This is a genomic window from Pseudomonas sp. 1121_17, assembly GCF_052850745.1.
On the sequence record NZ_VXCX01000006.1, the window covers coordinates 193,218 to 207,859 of the forward strand.

Here is a 14,642-nt window from a genome sequence, read left to right on the forward strand (position 1 = left end):
AGGCAAGGCAGTACGAAGTTTTCGCTTATTGCCTGGTCCGAACAAGAAAGCGGCATTGCGGGCCTGAACCCGCAATGCCGTTACAGTAGAAAGCACAAGGACTCCTATTATGAGAATAAGCAATACTTTGTCAGCGCATTTCAACACGCACTAACCTAGCCTAATCCCCGGATACAACGGCCCCGCTTGCATGGACCAACCCTCTCCTCCACCGTTCATATCCTTGTGCGCCGCTTGTTGTCTCGGAAATGGATTCCAGATCAGCCTCTGATCCTGCGCCCAGTAAGTTCCACCCGGCCAGCCGATCTGGCCAAGCCCACCGCCTGCTCTGTACTGATTGAACACCTCGCGCAACGCACCCATGGGAATGCGCTGTTGCCACCCGACGATGTACTGAGCGGACCCCATCAAGTGCATACGGATGACATTCTGCACCGTCACGTTATAACTCGCCGATTGGCCGGCCTGATCCTTCACTGTGATGACAGCACTGCCATTGCCACGCGACCTGACGGTCCCGCTGTTATCGACGCTCGCAACTGCGGGATTGTTGGATGTGTAGCTGTACGGTGGCACCCCGCCACTAGCCTGTCGTTGCCGGTAAGTATTGGCAGGTGGTGAGCTGGGCCCCGCACCATTGTCAGCACGCACGTAGAGTTTGCCGTTGAGAACCATGGCGCTCGTATCGATCGTCAACGGCGGCCTGTTTTCGATTGTAACGACCCACTCTCCAGAAACCGGCTCGTTACCATAAAGGCCTTTTGCTGTGAACGCATGACGCCCGCCAGTAAGCCCCGACAACCCCGACTGCCAGTTGCCACCCGGTGCAGCCACGGGTGGCCGAGGCGTGCCATTGTCCAGCACCTGCACTTGCAGCCCGGTTTGCGCAGTGCCATGGAGTGTGAGCCCCGTTTCATAAGTGCGACCACCATTGACAATCGACGTGCCCTTGCTATCGACCACACGGGTGATGACCGGCGTAGCACCCTGACGAACTTCGAAACTATGGACGCCCGACTCCAGCTTGCTGCCATACAACGCGACAGCCTTGATACGGTGCGGACCAATGCCCAGGGCAGAAACCACAGCGCTCCAGGTGCCGCTGCCATCGGCAGCAGCCGGCCCTTTGGACGTGACGTCGTCAAACAGCTCGACGCGCTGCCCGATACTCGCCTTGCCTGTGACCGTTACACTCGAGTCGAAGGTAAAGCCGTTGTTGCCAACATCCCCCAGGCTATCCCGCACCGAGACGATCGTCGGTGCCACTTCTTCCACTACCGTGAACGTACGGGCATCCGATACCAGGCCAGCGCCATACAATGCCTTTGCCGTCAGGCTGTAAGCGCGACGTTCAAGCCCTGGCAAGTCATGGTGCCAGTTGCCGCTTGCATCGACGGGCAGCTCACCCAAGGACCTGACACCCTCGAACAGCTCGATCTTCTGATTGATGCTGGCCTTACCGGCCAGGCTGACCTGACCATCCACGGTGGTGCCGCCATGTGCCACCTCGCCGTCGCTGTCCCTGACACTGGTGATGCTCGGCTTGATTTCCTCATAGACGGTGAAGGTTCTGACAGCCGATTCTTCACCCTCGCCATACAGAGCCTTGGCCCTGACGCCGTAGACCTTGATCGGCAGATTCTCGAGTTCTAATGTCCAAACACCCGCCGGGCTGACCGTCCGAGCGCCAAGGCTGGCATTGCCATCGAAGATTTCAACCTGTTCATTGGCGCTCCCTTCGCCCGACAGGGTGAGCCTGGTATCGACCGTGGCGCCACCGTCGGGCACATCCCCGCTGGAGTCCACAACACTGTCGATGGTCGGGAAGATATAATCGACCACCGTGAATCGCCGCACGCCTGATTCCTGGCCGCTGCCATAGAGCGCCCTGGCCTTGATGGCATAGCCTTTCACCTGCAGGTTTCGCAAGGTCAAGGTCCAGTCACCAGCGTTATCGGCCCGCACAGTATCGACGGGCACGGTGCCATCCAGGACCTGCAGCGGCTGCCCGATACTGGCCGTGCCCGCCAGCACGATCTCCGTGTCGACCGTGGTCTTGCCGTCGGCCAGTTCACCACGCGAGTCTTGCACGCTGTCCAGGGTCGGCGCCCGCTCGGCGACGACTTCAAAGGCGCGCGGCGCAGACAGGTCCTTGTTACCGTAGGTGGCCCTGGCTCTGAGCTCATAGCCGCGGATGGTCAAGCCACTGAACGTAATGTTCCAGGACCCCGCAGAGTCGACATCCACGCTCTGCAGATAGGTCTCGCCCTCAAGCAGGTCGATTTGCAGGCCGGGGCTCGCAACCCCGGAGACGGCCACGGTTGTGTCGACCGTCGTCGCCCCTTCGGTCAACTCGCGGCGCGAATCCTCGATGCGGGTGATGCTGGGTACAACATACTCCACCACGGTGAATGCCCACGGCTCCGACTCCAGACGCCTGCCGTACTGGGCCCTGGCTTTGATGCTGTACAGCCGTGGTACCAGCCCGGTCATCGGGAAGTTCCATACACCATCGGCATCGGCCCCCGCCGTCCCCACCTCAGCATTGCCATCGAGCATGTCGACGCCGAACTTTGCCCGGGCAGTGCCGCTCAAGGTGACTGCGGTGTCGACGCTGATGCCGCCATTGGCGACGGCACCATAGTTGTCGACGGCTGCGGTGATGGCCAAGGGAATGGGCGTGCCGATATAGAGCTCGAGGTGGTTCGAGATGTCGACCTGCTCGGTACCTGCGCGTTTGACCGTGTAATAGGCGAAGGTCACGGTGGCACGCGAAACCTCCACCACGGCAGGGCTGATACGAAAGTCCACCGGCCGACCCTGTTGCCCCAGGGTGATTTCCAGCCAGTCACTGGACGTACCGGCGGGGTACACGCTGCGCCAGTAGTAGGTCAGGACATCACCCGCAACCAGGCCGGTGTAGCCAACATGCAGGGTAGCGCCATTGGGGACGATCCATTCCGGGTCCAGCACCTCGCCATCCGACTCGCACACTTCAGGAGCCGGCAACGTCTGACGCAACGTGGTCACCCGGTAGTAACTGCGATCGGATTCCCGCAGGTCATAGACCGTCGAACGATCATTGGTGACTCGGTAGTACAGCGCCAGCGTACCGTCGGCGAGCGCCTGGATATGCTCACCTTCGATAAAGAACTCCAAGGTCTCGTCCACCTTGTCCTGGGTGACAACCGTTTCATCTTCATAAACGTAAGGCGTGCCGTCCGCGCGCCTGCCGCGCCACACCAAGGCGACCACGTCGCCGCTGGCCATGCGCGGATAAGGCCCGGCCAGCACCCAGGCCGACTCGGCAGAGCTGTCGATCATATCCTCGACGGCCTCCAGTACGATCGGCGCCGGCAGCTCGTAGATGTTGCCTTCGACCCTGGCAAACGCCCGCTTGGACGACTGCGGCGGCGTGCCATCCGCCGGCCGCAGCACATAGGATGCATCGCCTGAGCCTTGAGCCGTACTACGCATCAGGCGGTTGGGAACCGTGGCTTCGAGTAGCGACGGCACGCTGTCGACCGGCAGTGTCTGACGATGAATCAGCGGCTCGCCGGTGGCCGGTGTACCGACCCAAGTGAACTCGATGCTGTCGCCCTCAGCGATCGGGGCCTGATCGGTGCGGATGTATACCGTCACATCGCTGGCTTCGAGCTGGACCAGGTCGATCGTCCCATTGATCGCTTCTTTGATGATCGGTGCCTCCAGCCGCCACGCGCCCGCCTCGACCTTGATCGTGGTGGGTCGGGAGCGGTCGCTGGCAAAGTTCCAGACTTCATCGTGGGGCCAATGGCTCAGTTGCAACTCGTCGGAGTCGCCTGCGGCAAGGATCACCTCCTGCCCGAGCAGAATCTCCACCGGGTCGCTACCTGCTGCTTCGGCTTCGCTGATCACCCGCGACACTCTTTCGCTGCCCCAGCTCAACACCACCACATCCTGCGCAGCACGGTCAGGGTAGACGTCGATAGTGACCGGCACGCCCTTGGCCGCCCACTCGGCCGTGACGCCATTGTCGATGACATCCTGCGGTACCCCGGGGCGCGGCAACTCCGAATGCCCGGGCAAGTGCGGCTCCTTGTCGACACCACCCGGGCGGTACAGCTTCACTCGCAATGTCAGTGGTGCGGAGGGTTCAGGTACCGTTGCGCCGTTGCGCAATAGCTCGAAGTGCACGTCCTCCACCCACTCGACCTTGGGCCAGTCGACAGGCAGGTAGAAGAACACCCGTTTGCCGACATCGCGCTCCCCAACCTTGATGGGATCAAGCGCCATCCCTTCGATGTAGACCGTCAGCAGGTCGCCCTCGGCCATGTCCAGATAGGGGTCGATGGCAGACAACACACCTTCGGGATCTTCCTCGATCGTAGTGATGTTGATACCGCCATCAGCCGATACCACGGGGGTGGTCATCCCGGCAATCAGCAATGGCCGCAACGTGAGTGGAACAGGACCGTCGGCGAGTGGCGGAAAAAGCCTGGCGGAAAAACGGTTCATGAAGGTACCTCATCGGAAATGATGATCAGTAAGCAACTGTTAGCGAGCGAGCCATTTAATAGTTAACTCCTCCGCGAAATTTTTCCAACTGACAGAATTACTAGTGGATTGGCGCGCTTCCACATTTATTCCTGGCCGTCTACTGGTAAAACTGTCAGGTGGCCACTGATCAATGCTGCTTTACCATGGAGAGCAAAAATCCAACGCTCGCAAGGGACATAAATTGATTTAACCAAGAGGGTGGATTGCTGAATTTTCCTACATACCGCATCAGCATCTTCTTGCTGAAATGCCGCGCAATTCTATTAGCCCATGGAGCTCGCCATGAAAGAAGCATTTGCGGTAAATCGCGCATTCAACCTCAAACCCTTGTATACCGCGATAATTCCACTTTTGATGGGTGCACCTGCGGTTCATGCGGCCATCGTCGATAACGGCAATTCGTTGACCATCGACGACACGACGCCTATCGACGGTTATACGGTGCGCAATGCCAGCACCCTGATCGTCGACGGTGCGACCACCCGATCCTTGTTCATCCAATCCGCTTCAAATGTGCAAATCAGTGGCGGCACCGTGCAGGGCGGCCTTTTTCCGGCCCTGACCGTGACCAATGCTTCCGCCACCGTCGATAATTCGCTGATTGAAAGTGACACCTTGGGTGTTTCCATCAACCGTCAACCAAGCGCCACTACAGGCTCCCAGGCGTTTATCAACAACAGCAGGATTTCTGGCGGCGAGATCGGCGCCCAGGTAACAGGGGCCAGCCGCCTGACCCTGGTCAACACTCAGGTACACGGCACAGGTGTCGGCAGCACAGGCGTCAATCTGCTGGGCGGCGCCCTGGACGCCACTGGCGGCACGATCAGCGGCGATGCCAGCGGCGTGCGCCTGGCCTCCGACGGGGAAGGCATCGGCAACAGCAGTGCAGTGCTTGACGGCACCACGGTGGAAGGCCGCTCTGGCGCGGCATTGCTGGTGGAGGATGGTGCTCAGGCAAGCATCACAGTACGCAACGGGACGCGACTGATCGGTGCCGATGGCACGCTGCTCCAGGTGCGAGAAGCTTCGACCGCACAGGTCGGGTTGAACAATGTCAACCTGGAGGGCGCCGTACGGGTCGAGGCCGGCAGCAGCGCAGACGTCACGCTTCAACAGGCGCGCTGGAATGGCGCATTCGAGGTGGAGGCCGGCGGCAACGGAAACTTGAACCTGAATAACCAGTCGCACTTCACCGGTCGCCTGGCCAATGTCGAGCAATTGAGCATCGGCGGCCAATCCAGCTACACCCTGACCGAAGATACTCAGGTCGGTAGCCTGACCTTGAGCGATGGCACGGTGAACATGGGCAGCGGCAGTCAGTTCTTCACGCTCGACCTGCAGAGCCTGGCAGGCAGCGGCGTGTTCGCGATGAACGTCGACTTCGCCACCAATGCCCACGATACCTTGGTGGTTTCGGGCAACGCTACCGGCAGCCACCAACTGCTGGTGGCCGATTCCGGCAAGGATCCGCTATCACCTGAACAACTTACCCTGGTACACACCGGCCAGGGCGATGCAAGCTTCAGCCTGTACAACGACCGCCCCGTGGCCGTAGGCGCCTGGGCCTATGGACTGGAGTCGCGCCAGGATGGCAGCGGTGGCACCGAATGGTATCTCGACCCGGAGAAAAGGACCGTCAGCCCGGGCACTCGCTCGGTAATGGCGCTGTTCAACACCGCACCCACCGTGTGGTACGGCGAACTCACCTCGCTGCGCAGCCGCATGGGCGAGCTGCGCTTCAATGGCGGCAAGCCCGGCGTGTGGATGCGCACCTACGGCAACCGCTACAACGTCGCCGATGGCAGCGGTACCGGATACCAGCAGAACCAACATGGCGTTTCGTTCGGCGCCGATGGCCGCCTGCCCTGGGGTGACGGCCAATGGCTGGCCGGCGGCATGCTCGGTTACAGCAAGTCGGACCTGGACCTCGATGAAGGCACTTCCGGCAGTGTCGACAGCTACTACCTGGGTGCCTACACCACCTGGTTGGATGCCGAGTCCGGTTACTACTTCGACGGTGTGGCCAAGATCAACCGTTTCCAAAACAAAGCCAAGGTGGCGGTCAACGACGGCAGCCATGCCAAGGGCGACTACGACAACCTGGGCCTGGGCGTGTCCGCCGAATTCGGCCGCCACCTGGCGCTGGACGACGGTTACTTCGTCGAACCCTTCACCCAGTGGTCAGCCGTGGTCATCCAGGGCAAGGACTTCAGCCTGAGCAATGACCTGCAAGCCGACGGTGACCGCACCCGCTCGCTGCTTGGCAAGGCTGGCGTCACAGGCGGGCGAACCTTCGACCTGCAGGGCGGCGGCAAGCTGCAGCCATACCTGCGCGCGGCCCTGGCCCACGAGTTCGCCAAGGGTAACGATGTGCACGTGAACAACAATCGCTTCAATAACGATCTGTCCGGCTCGCGCGGTGAGCTGGGTGCCGGCGTGGCGCTGCAACTTGCCGGAGGGCTGCAGGTTCACCTGGACCTGGAATACGTCAATGGCAAGCATATCGAGCAGCCGTACGGGGCCAACGTGGGGGTGCGTTACGATTTCTGAAAAAGATTGTCTGGCCCCGGTACGAAAAAAATAGGGTCACCCATCGTTGTGGGAGCAGCTTGCCCCACGATCTGCCGCAAAGCGGCAGCAAAGGCTCAATATGCGGTGTTTTTGACACGCTTTGATATCGGATATAGGAGCGCTTCGCACTCCATCGCGGGTCAAGCCCGCCACCCAAAACTTTTCGTACAGATGAAATGGAAAGGGGAGCCACTGGCTCCCCTTTCCCATGCCTATCCATCCTGAAACAAAAGTGCACCTCCCTTCACGCTTCAGCTCTCGCGGCGTACAGGGATCTGACATGCCAGACCGCCTGGCCGTTGAACCTCGACATCGACAAGATGACGTTCCGAAGGGGCTGCAGGCGCACCATCGATATCCACAGTGAAGTGGATACTGCCCCACGCTTGGCGAGTCTCCCTCAGAGCACTCTCATAAGGCAACAGCACGGTGAAACCATCACGCGCCTCATCTTCGTTGGGGGTATAAGTAAAACTATCGCTAGTGTCTGGTATCGCAACATTACCTGACGAGTTAGTCCACCCTTGATAGATGAAGGTCAGTTCCTTGCCAGCGAGTCGCGAGTCACCTCCCGGGACCTTGATCTCGGCATGCAGTGCGCCGTTGTGCACGCGCAACGACGGGCAGTTCAATACATCGAATGTAGGGTCGAGGTTCTGGAAGGCTGGTTCCGGCAGCACGATCCGGATGCCGGAGACATCTACTTCACGCGGCCCCGAGTGATAGACGTTTTCGTTCAAGGTATGACCGACCAGATAACTGACAGGAATGGCTGCACCATTGCCACCGGCCTTGACCACCTCCCACGGGATGGTGAAGGCAATCTCGGTGGAGGCGCTGTTCAGCGCCACCCGCACGCCCGTAGCCTCCACGCCATTCCAGTACAGCTGAGCGTACTGATCATCCCCGACGTTCGGGTAGATGGCGGCCGTTGCGCTGACGTCCTGGTCGGCGTCGGCCTCAGTCAATACGTTGTCGGCCGCCGATACCGCACCTTTGACGGTCAGGATTTTCAGTTCCGGATGGACTTCCTCCGGTGGGTCTTTCGGGTCTGGACCCGGCATCCGCAGGTCGACTTCAAACTCCTTGCCGGTAGGCTCAGCAAAAGCCTTGCCGTTGCGCTCGATGCGGTAGGTAATCCGCGAATCCTTGCTCCCATAGTCGCCGTTAAAGATCAGGTCATAGGGCAATGTAACCTGTGTGCCGTCCTGGCCTATTGCTTGCGGCGCATGGTCATTGCCGTCGAAGGTAACCACCACACGGTCGCTGGAGAACCAGTTGGTGTAGGCGCGGATAACCACCCTCACCCCCTGCACGGCATCGGCATAGTCGATGAGGTCATCATCGGCGAGCGGTACCAGGGGCGGCAGGAGATCGGTGGGCGCGGGGGTTAGCATCACGGGAACAGTTCTGTACGTGGAATGCGGCCCTTCGTTTCCCTTGCGGTCGGCGAGCACGTAGAACAGTGAATGGTCCCCTTCCTGCTTGATATCCTTTTCTAACAGATCAAATTCAATAGTATCGATTAAATTCGGGCGCGGGAAACGCCCGATTTCCGTCGCCAGAGGGATCGACGTCCCGAACATGAGGATGACCTCGTCATCGATCTTGGCATCCGAATAAGTATTTGGAACCGTCACAACTACCTTGCCATGGGCATTGAGGTATTCTCTGGTGATGCCGTCAGCTTCTACTTCAGCTGGCAAATCCACTTGTTCACCGGGCCGATTGTTATTTGGCGCAGTCGTATCGATATTGACAACCAACGGCAATGATGATGTTTCGTTGCCGAGGATATTGACGACGTATGACAGCTCATACTGCCCCTGCGAACCGGTCTCCGAGGCGGGCAGCGTCATTTCCACAGGAAAGGTTATCGGCGTCGTGAACTGTGGTGTCACGGCCTTTGCCACACCGTTCCAGAAAAGCGTGATGATCCCCCGCCGGCCATCGTCACCTTGATCAAATTGCGGTATATCGATTTTCAAGTTGGTACCGCGCAAAGCCTTGGGCAGCTGGTTTTGGGCATCATCTGCTGTATCTGGCAACAGCGGGTTGGCGCTGTTGAATGCGGGCATATCAAGATCGGCCGCTATCCTCAAGCGAAAATTACGCGCAGCCAAGCGCGCCTCCGCAGCGGTAACTTTACCTTTAGCACTCATGGTCGATATCCTCGATCAATATTAAAATGGCCTGGCAACAGCCGTTACTAAACCCCACGCGAGCTGGGTAAGCCGCGTGTTACAACATTCGGTATTCCTGACAACAACGGAATCAAGGCTTGCAGACTTCACCGCTGGGCAGGGTTCTATCGATATAGAACAGCACCCTTTGTGATTTGCCGTAGCCACCTGCCAATTTGGTCAGTTCATAGCTGATAACGGCCGACGCTGCTTTTTCCATGGGTTCGATATGCACGTCGTAGGGCAGCACGGTCACCTCGAAACCGTTTTCCGCTTGCTCCTTGCTCAGGTATTTACGCTCAGTGAAGGCCGTAGACGGGATTGGCTTCAAGCCACCCAGGTCCTCATGCCCAAGCCAGGCGACATCGACGATATCGCCCTCGGCGAAGTTGCTATTCCCTTCGACCCGAATCGTCACACCTTCCCAGATCGGCGGCTTGGTCGCGCAATTCAGGTAGCCTGAAGCATCGGCCTGGGGGATATCCGGGCCTGGCAGACCGGTGATGGGCTCGACGACAACCCGCACCGTCGTGGTGGGGGCAAGTTGTTGATTCACCCCATTGTCGGTGACGTAGTACACCGGCAAGTTCGTGTTGTTCTGGTCCTGCTCGATGATTCGCCAGGGCACCGACAGCTCGAGCAGTTGGCCGCCTACGTCACCTACCTTCACGTCGTAACGATCGGCGGGTTCGGCCACCGCGCCCCAGAATATCTCCAGGAACTCGCCATCCTGGGGGTTTTCGAACAGCGCCAACAGCACCCGGGCATCCTGGCCTGCGTCCTGTCCGGTCAGTTCGTTGGGCAGGTCGGAAACCGCCCCGCGCACTTCCAGCTTCACCAGCTCAGGGTTGAGCAATGCCGGTGCCAATGCGTGGTCCTGCCCGGCAATCGTGAAGTCGAAGGGCGCTGTAGCCTCGGGCGAGGGGTTCGAATAACTGCCGCCATAACGTACCCGGTAGGTCACCGGCAGGGTGTCCGGCCCCAGGCCATTGGCAACCAGGGCCGGCCAAGGCACGTAGGCCTGCAGGGGAAATACAGCCGGCTCGACGGGCAACTCATTGAGCGTCTGCCCGCCCCAGTCGATTTCGATGAAATGGGACGGCTCGGCATTGTCGTAAGCATCAATTTCGACGGTTACCCCGCGCTCCCCGGCAGCCCCCTCGCGGGCATGCTCGCGGTCGATCAGCCCACGGGCCGACAGTGGAATGCGCGGTGGGGGCAGGTTGGCCGGCGCCGGCACCAGGTTGACTTGGATGGGAGACGCATAGGATACAGCGCTCTCATTACCCGCCAGGTCGTACAGACGGTAGTAGAAATAACGAATCCCTCCCCCGCTGGCGCGGATATCCACCTCGCCCATTGCCAGGAACAACCGCCGGTTGTCGATTTCCTCCTTGGAAAACCTGTACTCACCGGCCTCAGGGTGCCCATCGGGCAATGGGTCCAATTCGGACCAAAAGAACACCGCCTTATCGAACTCCCGCATGCCAAGATAACTTGACACTCTGACTTCCACCTTGCCGTGCTGGGTCAGGTATTCATCGGTGATGGTACCGACCAGTTCATCGGGAAACTGCACTGCCGACGGGCGCTGGTTTTCATTCGGCGGTGTCCTGTCGACGGTAATCCGCTTGGGCAATGATTCAGTAAAGTTACCGGCCCGGGTAATCTTGTATGAGAGCGTGAAGTTGCCCTGAACCAGATATTCACGCGGAACGGTGATGGTTTTTTCACCGGGCGCGATGGGCGGCGAGAACTCCTGGCTATTCACCGCGACGAAAGCAGCACCTTCCGCACGCCACCCCACTTCGAGCAGGTCGGAGTACACGGGATTCTGCGAAAAGTCCCATTCGGGTACGATCACCTCAAGGTCATCGTCCAGCGCAGAACGCAACAGGATGCCCTCAGGGTTTTCCTGCCCGGCATCGTTCTTCACGATGGCTGGCACTTCGGGAGGCCGATAGTTGAAGTCGTTCGCCAACCTGGCATGCGCGAGAGCATGAACGTTCATGAGCGTCCCTTCGACTGGATGAATAAGCAACCAGCAACGAAGAGACTGCCGGTCAGTTGTCATCATTGGACACTCAGGTTGAAACTTTGAAAACTGACAGAAATGCTAGGTGTGCCGCGCACCCGCAAAGGGTTTAATAGGCACAAGCCGCAGAAAGGAACAAGGCCCGAGACGGGTCTGCAGCGCGACGCCATACCCGTTAATGGCGTTCTGCAGGTCAGCCAGCTCAGGTAGCCGCAGGAAGGGATTGTTGGTTACAGGCGGCTTGGGCGCAGCCACCACATCAAGGTCCGAGGCCGGGTTGATGGCGTATATCGAAGACTTGCCAAGTTCCGGCAGCACGTCGTTGTTGAAGATACGCTCGATGCTCCAGCGTGCTCTGCCGACCCCGCTTCAGCACACGACCGCGGTGATCAAGCCGCATCGCGTACATCGCATGGAAGGTGTTCTGCTCTGCAAGGTTTTGGGGACAGGCCATCGCTATCGCCGAGGATATAGTCCTTGCCAGTGGCTTTGGCCTGACGGACAGCTGCATCTGAGAGTGCCATGTACGAGCTCCTGAGCATGAAATTCAGGGCTAGCTGCTCGTAACGCTCGACGCTCCTCTCCAGCAACAAATCGACACGGTGGGAGTCCGGATTTCATGGACTAATTTCTGGACTAAAAAAGTCCGGATGCCCATGGGTCGGAGTGGCTTAGACTGAAACGAAAAAAGACGCCGAAGCGTCTAATTTCAATGATTTACAGACTTCCATGGAACTCTGTAGATCTATAACTGGAGCGGGAAACGAGACTCGAACTCGCGACCCCGACCTTGGCAAGGTCGTGCTCTACCAACTGAGCTATTCCCGCTTGGTGATGGCGCTATTCTAGCGATCTACCAAACGCCGTCAACCCCTTGATTCAAAAAAGTTTTATTTCGGCTCCGAACCTTCACGCAGATGCGGCCAGGCGGCGACCAGGTAATTGATCATGGAGATCAACGTCAGCGCTGCAGCCACCAGCAGCAGACCATAGCCCAGCATAACCCAGAAGCCAAAGACCGGCGGGTTGGCCAGCAGGATCACTAGGGATAGCATCTGCGCCGCAGTCTTCCACTTGCCCAGATTGGACACGGCAACATGTGCCCTCGCCCCCAACTCGGCCATCCACTCACGCAGCGCCGAAACAACGATCTCGCGGCCAATGATCACCGCCGCAGGCAAGGTCAGCCAGAAGTTCGCGTGTACCTGTACCAGCAGCACCAGAGCAACCGCGACCATCAGCTTGTCTGCGACCGGGTCGAGGAAGGCACCGAGCGCAGTGCTCTGCTGCAGACGACGGGCCAGATAGCCGTCCAGCCAGTCGGTGGCAGCGGCGATGGCAAACACCGTGCTGGCAGCCATGTAGCTCCAGTGATAGGGCACATAGAACAGCAGAATGAAGATCGGGATGAGCAGGACGCGTAGAACGGTGAGCAGATTTGGAATATTCATCGGTACGACTGGCTGCGAGTTGAACTGGGCATTCTACTCGCTATGCAGGCTGGCATAAATCGACTCGGCAAGCTTTTTACTGATTCCGGGTGCTTTGGCGATCTCGTCGATACTGGCGCGATTGAGCTCCTGCAGTCCGCCGAAATGTTTCAGCAGCTCGCGGCGGCGCTTCGGGCCAACGCCGGCGACGTCTTCCAGGCTGGAGGTGCGTCGGGCCTTGCCGCGCCGGGCACGGTGGCCGGTGATAGCAAAACGGTGCGCTTCGTCGCGGATCTGCTGGATCAAGTGCAGCGCGGCAGAGTCGCCCTTGAGGGTGAACTCGTGGGCTACGTCGTTGAGGTAGAGGGTCTCGAAGCCGGCCTTGCGGGTCACGCCCTTGGCTACGCCGAGCAAGGTCAGGTCGCTGATGCCCAGTTCCTGCATGACGTCGCGGGCCATGTTCAATTGACCCTTGCCGCCGTCGACCAGCAACACATCGGGCAACTTGCCCTCGCCGGCCTGGATCCGGCCGTAGCGGCGCATCAGTGCCTGGTGCATGGCGGCATAGTCGTCACCGCCGGTAATGCCTTCGATGTTAAAACGGCGATAGTCGGACTTGATCGGGCCTTCCGGGCCGAACACCACGCAACTGGCTACAGTGGCCTCACCGCTGGAATGGCTGATGTCGTAGCACTCAAGGCGCTGCGGTACTTCATCAAGGCCGAGCACGCTGGCCAGGGCTTCAAAGCGTGCGGCCATGTGTTGCCGGTTGGCCAGCCGGGCGTTCAACGCCTGCTCGGCATTGGTCACGGCCAGTTGTTGCCAGCGGGCACGGGTGCCACGCACGCGATGGGTAATGGCTAACTCGCGCCCGCGCAAGGTCTGCACGGCTTCGCTGATAGCGGCGAAGTCTTCGTGGACGACGTTGACGATCAGCTCGCCGGGCATCTCGCGTTCGGCATTGCCCAGGTAATACTGAGCGATGAACGCTGCCATGACTTCACTGACGTCCTCCTCGATGCCCACCTGCGGGAAGAAATTCTTGCTGCCAAGCACCCGCCCGCCGCGCACGCTGATCAGGTGCACACAGGCGCCGCCGGGGTTGATGAAGGCCGCAACCACGTCGACCTCACCGGAACCGCCTTCCATGTACTGCTGGTCCTGCACCCGGCGCAACAAGGCGATCTGATCGCGCAGTTGGGCTGCCTTCTCGAAATTCAAGGTCATCGCCGCCTGTTCCATCTCGGCATTGAGCTCATTACCCAACTGCTGGCTGCGGCCTTCGAGGAACATCACCGAGTGACGCACATCCTCGGCATATTCCTCTGGGCTGACCAAGTCCACGCAGGGGCCTTTGCAGCGCTTGATCTGATATTGCAGGCACGGCCGGGTCCGGTTCGCGTAATAGCTGTCTTCGCACTGGCGGACCATGAAGCCCTTCTGCAACAGGCTCAGGCTTTCGCGGATGGCACCAGCACTTGGGTACGGGCCGAAATAACGACCTTTGGCCTTTTTCGCCCCGCGATGAATACCCAGGCGTGGGAACTGGCCGTCAGACAGGAATACATATGGGTAAGACTTATCGTCGCGCAACAGGATGTTGTACGGCGGCCGCCACTCCTTGATCAGGTTCTGCTCAAGCAGCAGCGCCTCGGTCTCGTTGGCGGTGATGGTGGTTTCGACCTGGGCGATGCGCGCCACCAGGGCGGCAGTCTTGGGCGCCAGCCCGGTCTTGCGGAAATAGCTGGCCAGACGCTTCTTGAGGTTCTTGGCCTTGCCCACATAGAGCAGCCGCGCCTCGGCGTCGAACATACGGTACACACCCGGCCGACCACTGCAGGTCGCCAGGAATGCGCTGGCATCAAAAATTGGGGACATGGAAAC

General features: G+C 59.5%; 6 protein-coding genes, 1 tRNA gene and 1 pseudogene. 1 reads left to right on the forward strand and 7 read right to left on the reverse strand.

Translation table 11 applies throughout. From position 1 onward, the window contains the following. Positions 1-150: 150 nt before the first annotated feature. A complete protein-coding gene (locus FW789_RS13930; protein ID WP_446431614.1) occupies positions 151-4,497 on the reverse strand; it encodes a hypothetical protein in 4,347 nt (1,448 codons plus the stop codon). 324 nt (positions 4,498-4,821) lie between these two features. Between FW789_RS13930 and FW789_RS13935 the strand changes: the two genes are divergently transcribed. Then, positions 4,822-7,089, forward strand: coding sequence for an autotransporter outer membrane beta-barrel domain-containing protein (locus FW789_RS13935; RefSeq protein ID WP_207073383.1), 2,268 nt, complete (start codon positions 4,822-4,824; stop codon positions 7,087-7,089). Between the two features lie 272 nt (positions 7,090-7,361). Here FW789_RS13935 and FW789_RS13940 read toward each other — a convergent pair whose 3' ends face one another. The 6 genes and pseudogenes from FW789_RS13940 to uvrC all read right to left on the reverse strand — a co-directional run bounded on the left by FW789_RS13940 (position 7,362) and on the right by uvrC (position 14,636). After that, the gene (locus FW789_RS13940; RefSeq protein ID WP_446431615.1) at positions 7,362-9,272 is read right to left on the reverse strand and encodes a hypothetical protein; all 1,911 of its coding nucleotides are present in this window, start codon (positions 9,270-9,272) and stop codon (positions 7,362-7,364) included. A 112-nt stretch (positions 9,273-9,384) separates the two neighbouring features. Next, positions 9,385-11,304 (reverse strand): hypothetical protein, encoded by a 1,920-nt coding sequence (locus FW789_RS13945; protein ID WP_446431616.1) that lies wholly within the window; start codon positions 11,302-11,304, stop codon positions 9,385-9,387. A gap of 165 nt (positions 11,305-11,469) precedes the next feature. Further along, positions 11,470-11,852 (reverse strand): annotated as a pseudogene (locus FW789_RS13950) (hypothetical protein); the annotation flags it as partial. Between the two features lie 228 nt (positions 11,853-12,080). Next, positions 12,081-12,156, reverse strand: a tRNA-Gly gene (locus FW789_RS13955). A gap of 62 nt (positions 12,157-12,218) precedes the next feature. Further along, positions 12,219-12,779 carry a CDP-diacylglycerol--glycerol-3-phosphate 3-phosphatidyltransferase gene (gene pgsA / locus FW789_RS13960; protein ID WP_446431617.1) on the reverse strand — a complete coding sequence of 187 codons (561 nt, stop codon included), beginning with the start codon at positions 12,777-12,779 and terminating at the stop codon, positions 12,219-12,221. Positions 12,780-12,812: 33 nt separating this feature from the next. Beyond that, entirely contained in the window at positions 12,813-14,636 is a 1,824-nt protein-coding gene (gene uvrC, locus FW789_RS13965) for an excinuclease ABC subunit UvrC (RefSeq protein ID WP_446431618.1), read from the reverse strand. Positions 14,637-14,642: the final 6 nt, after the last annotated feature.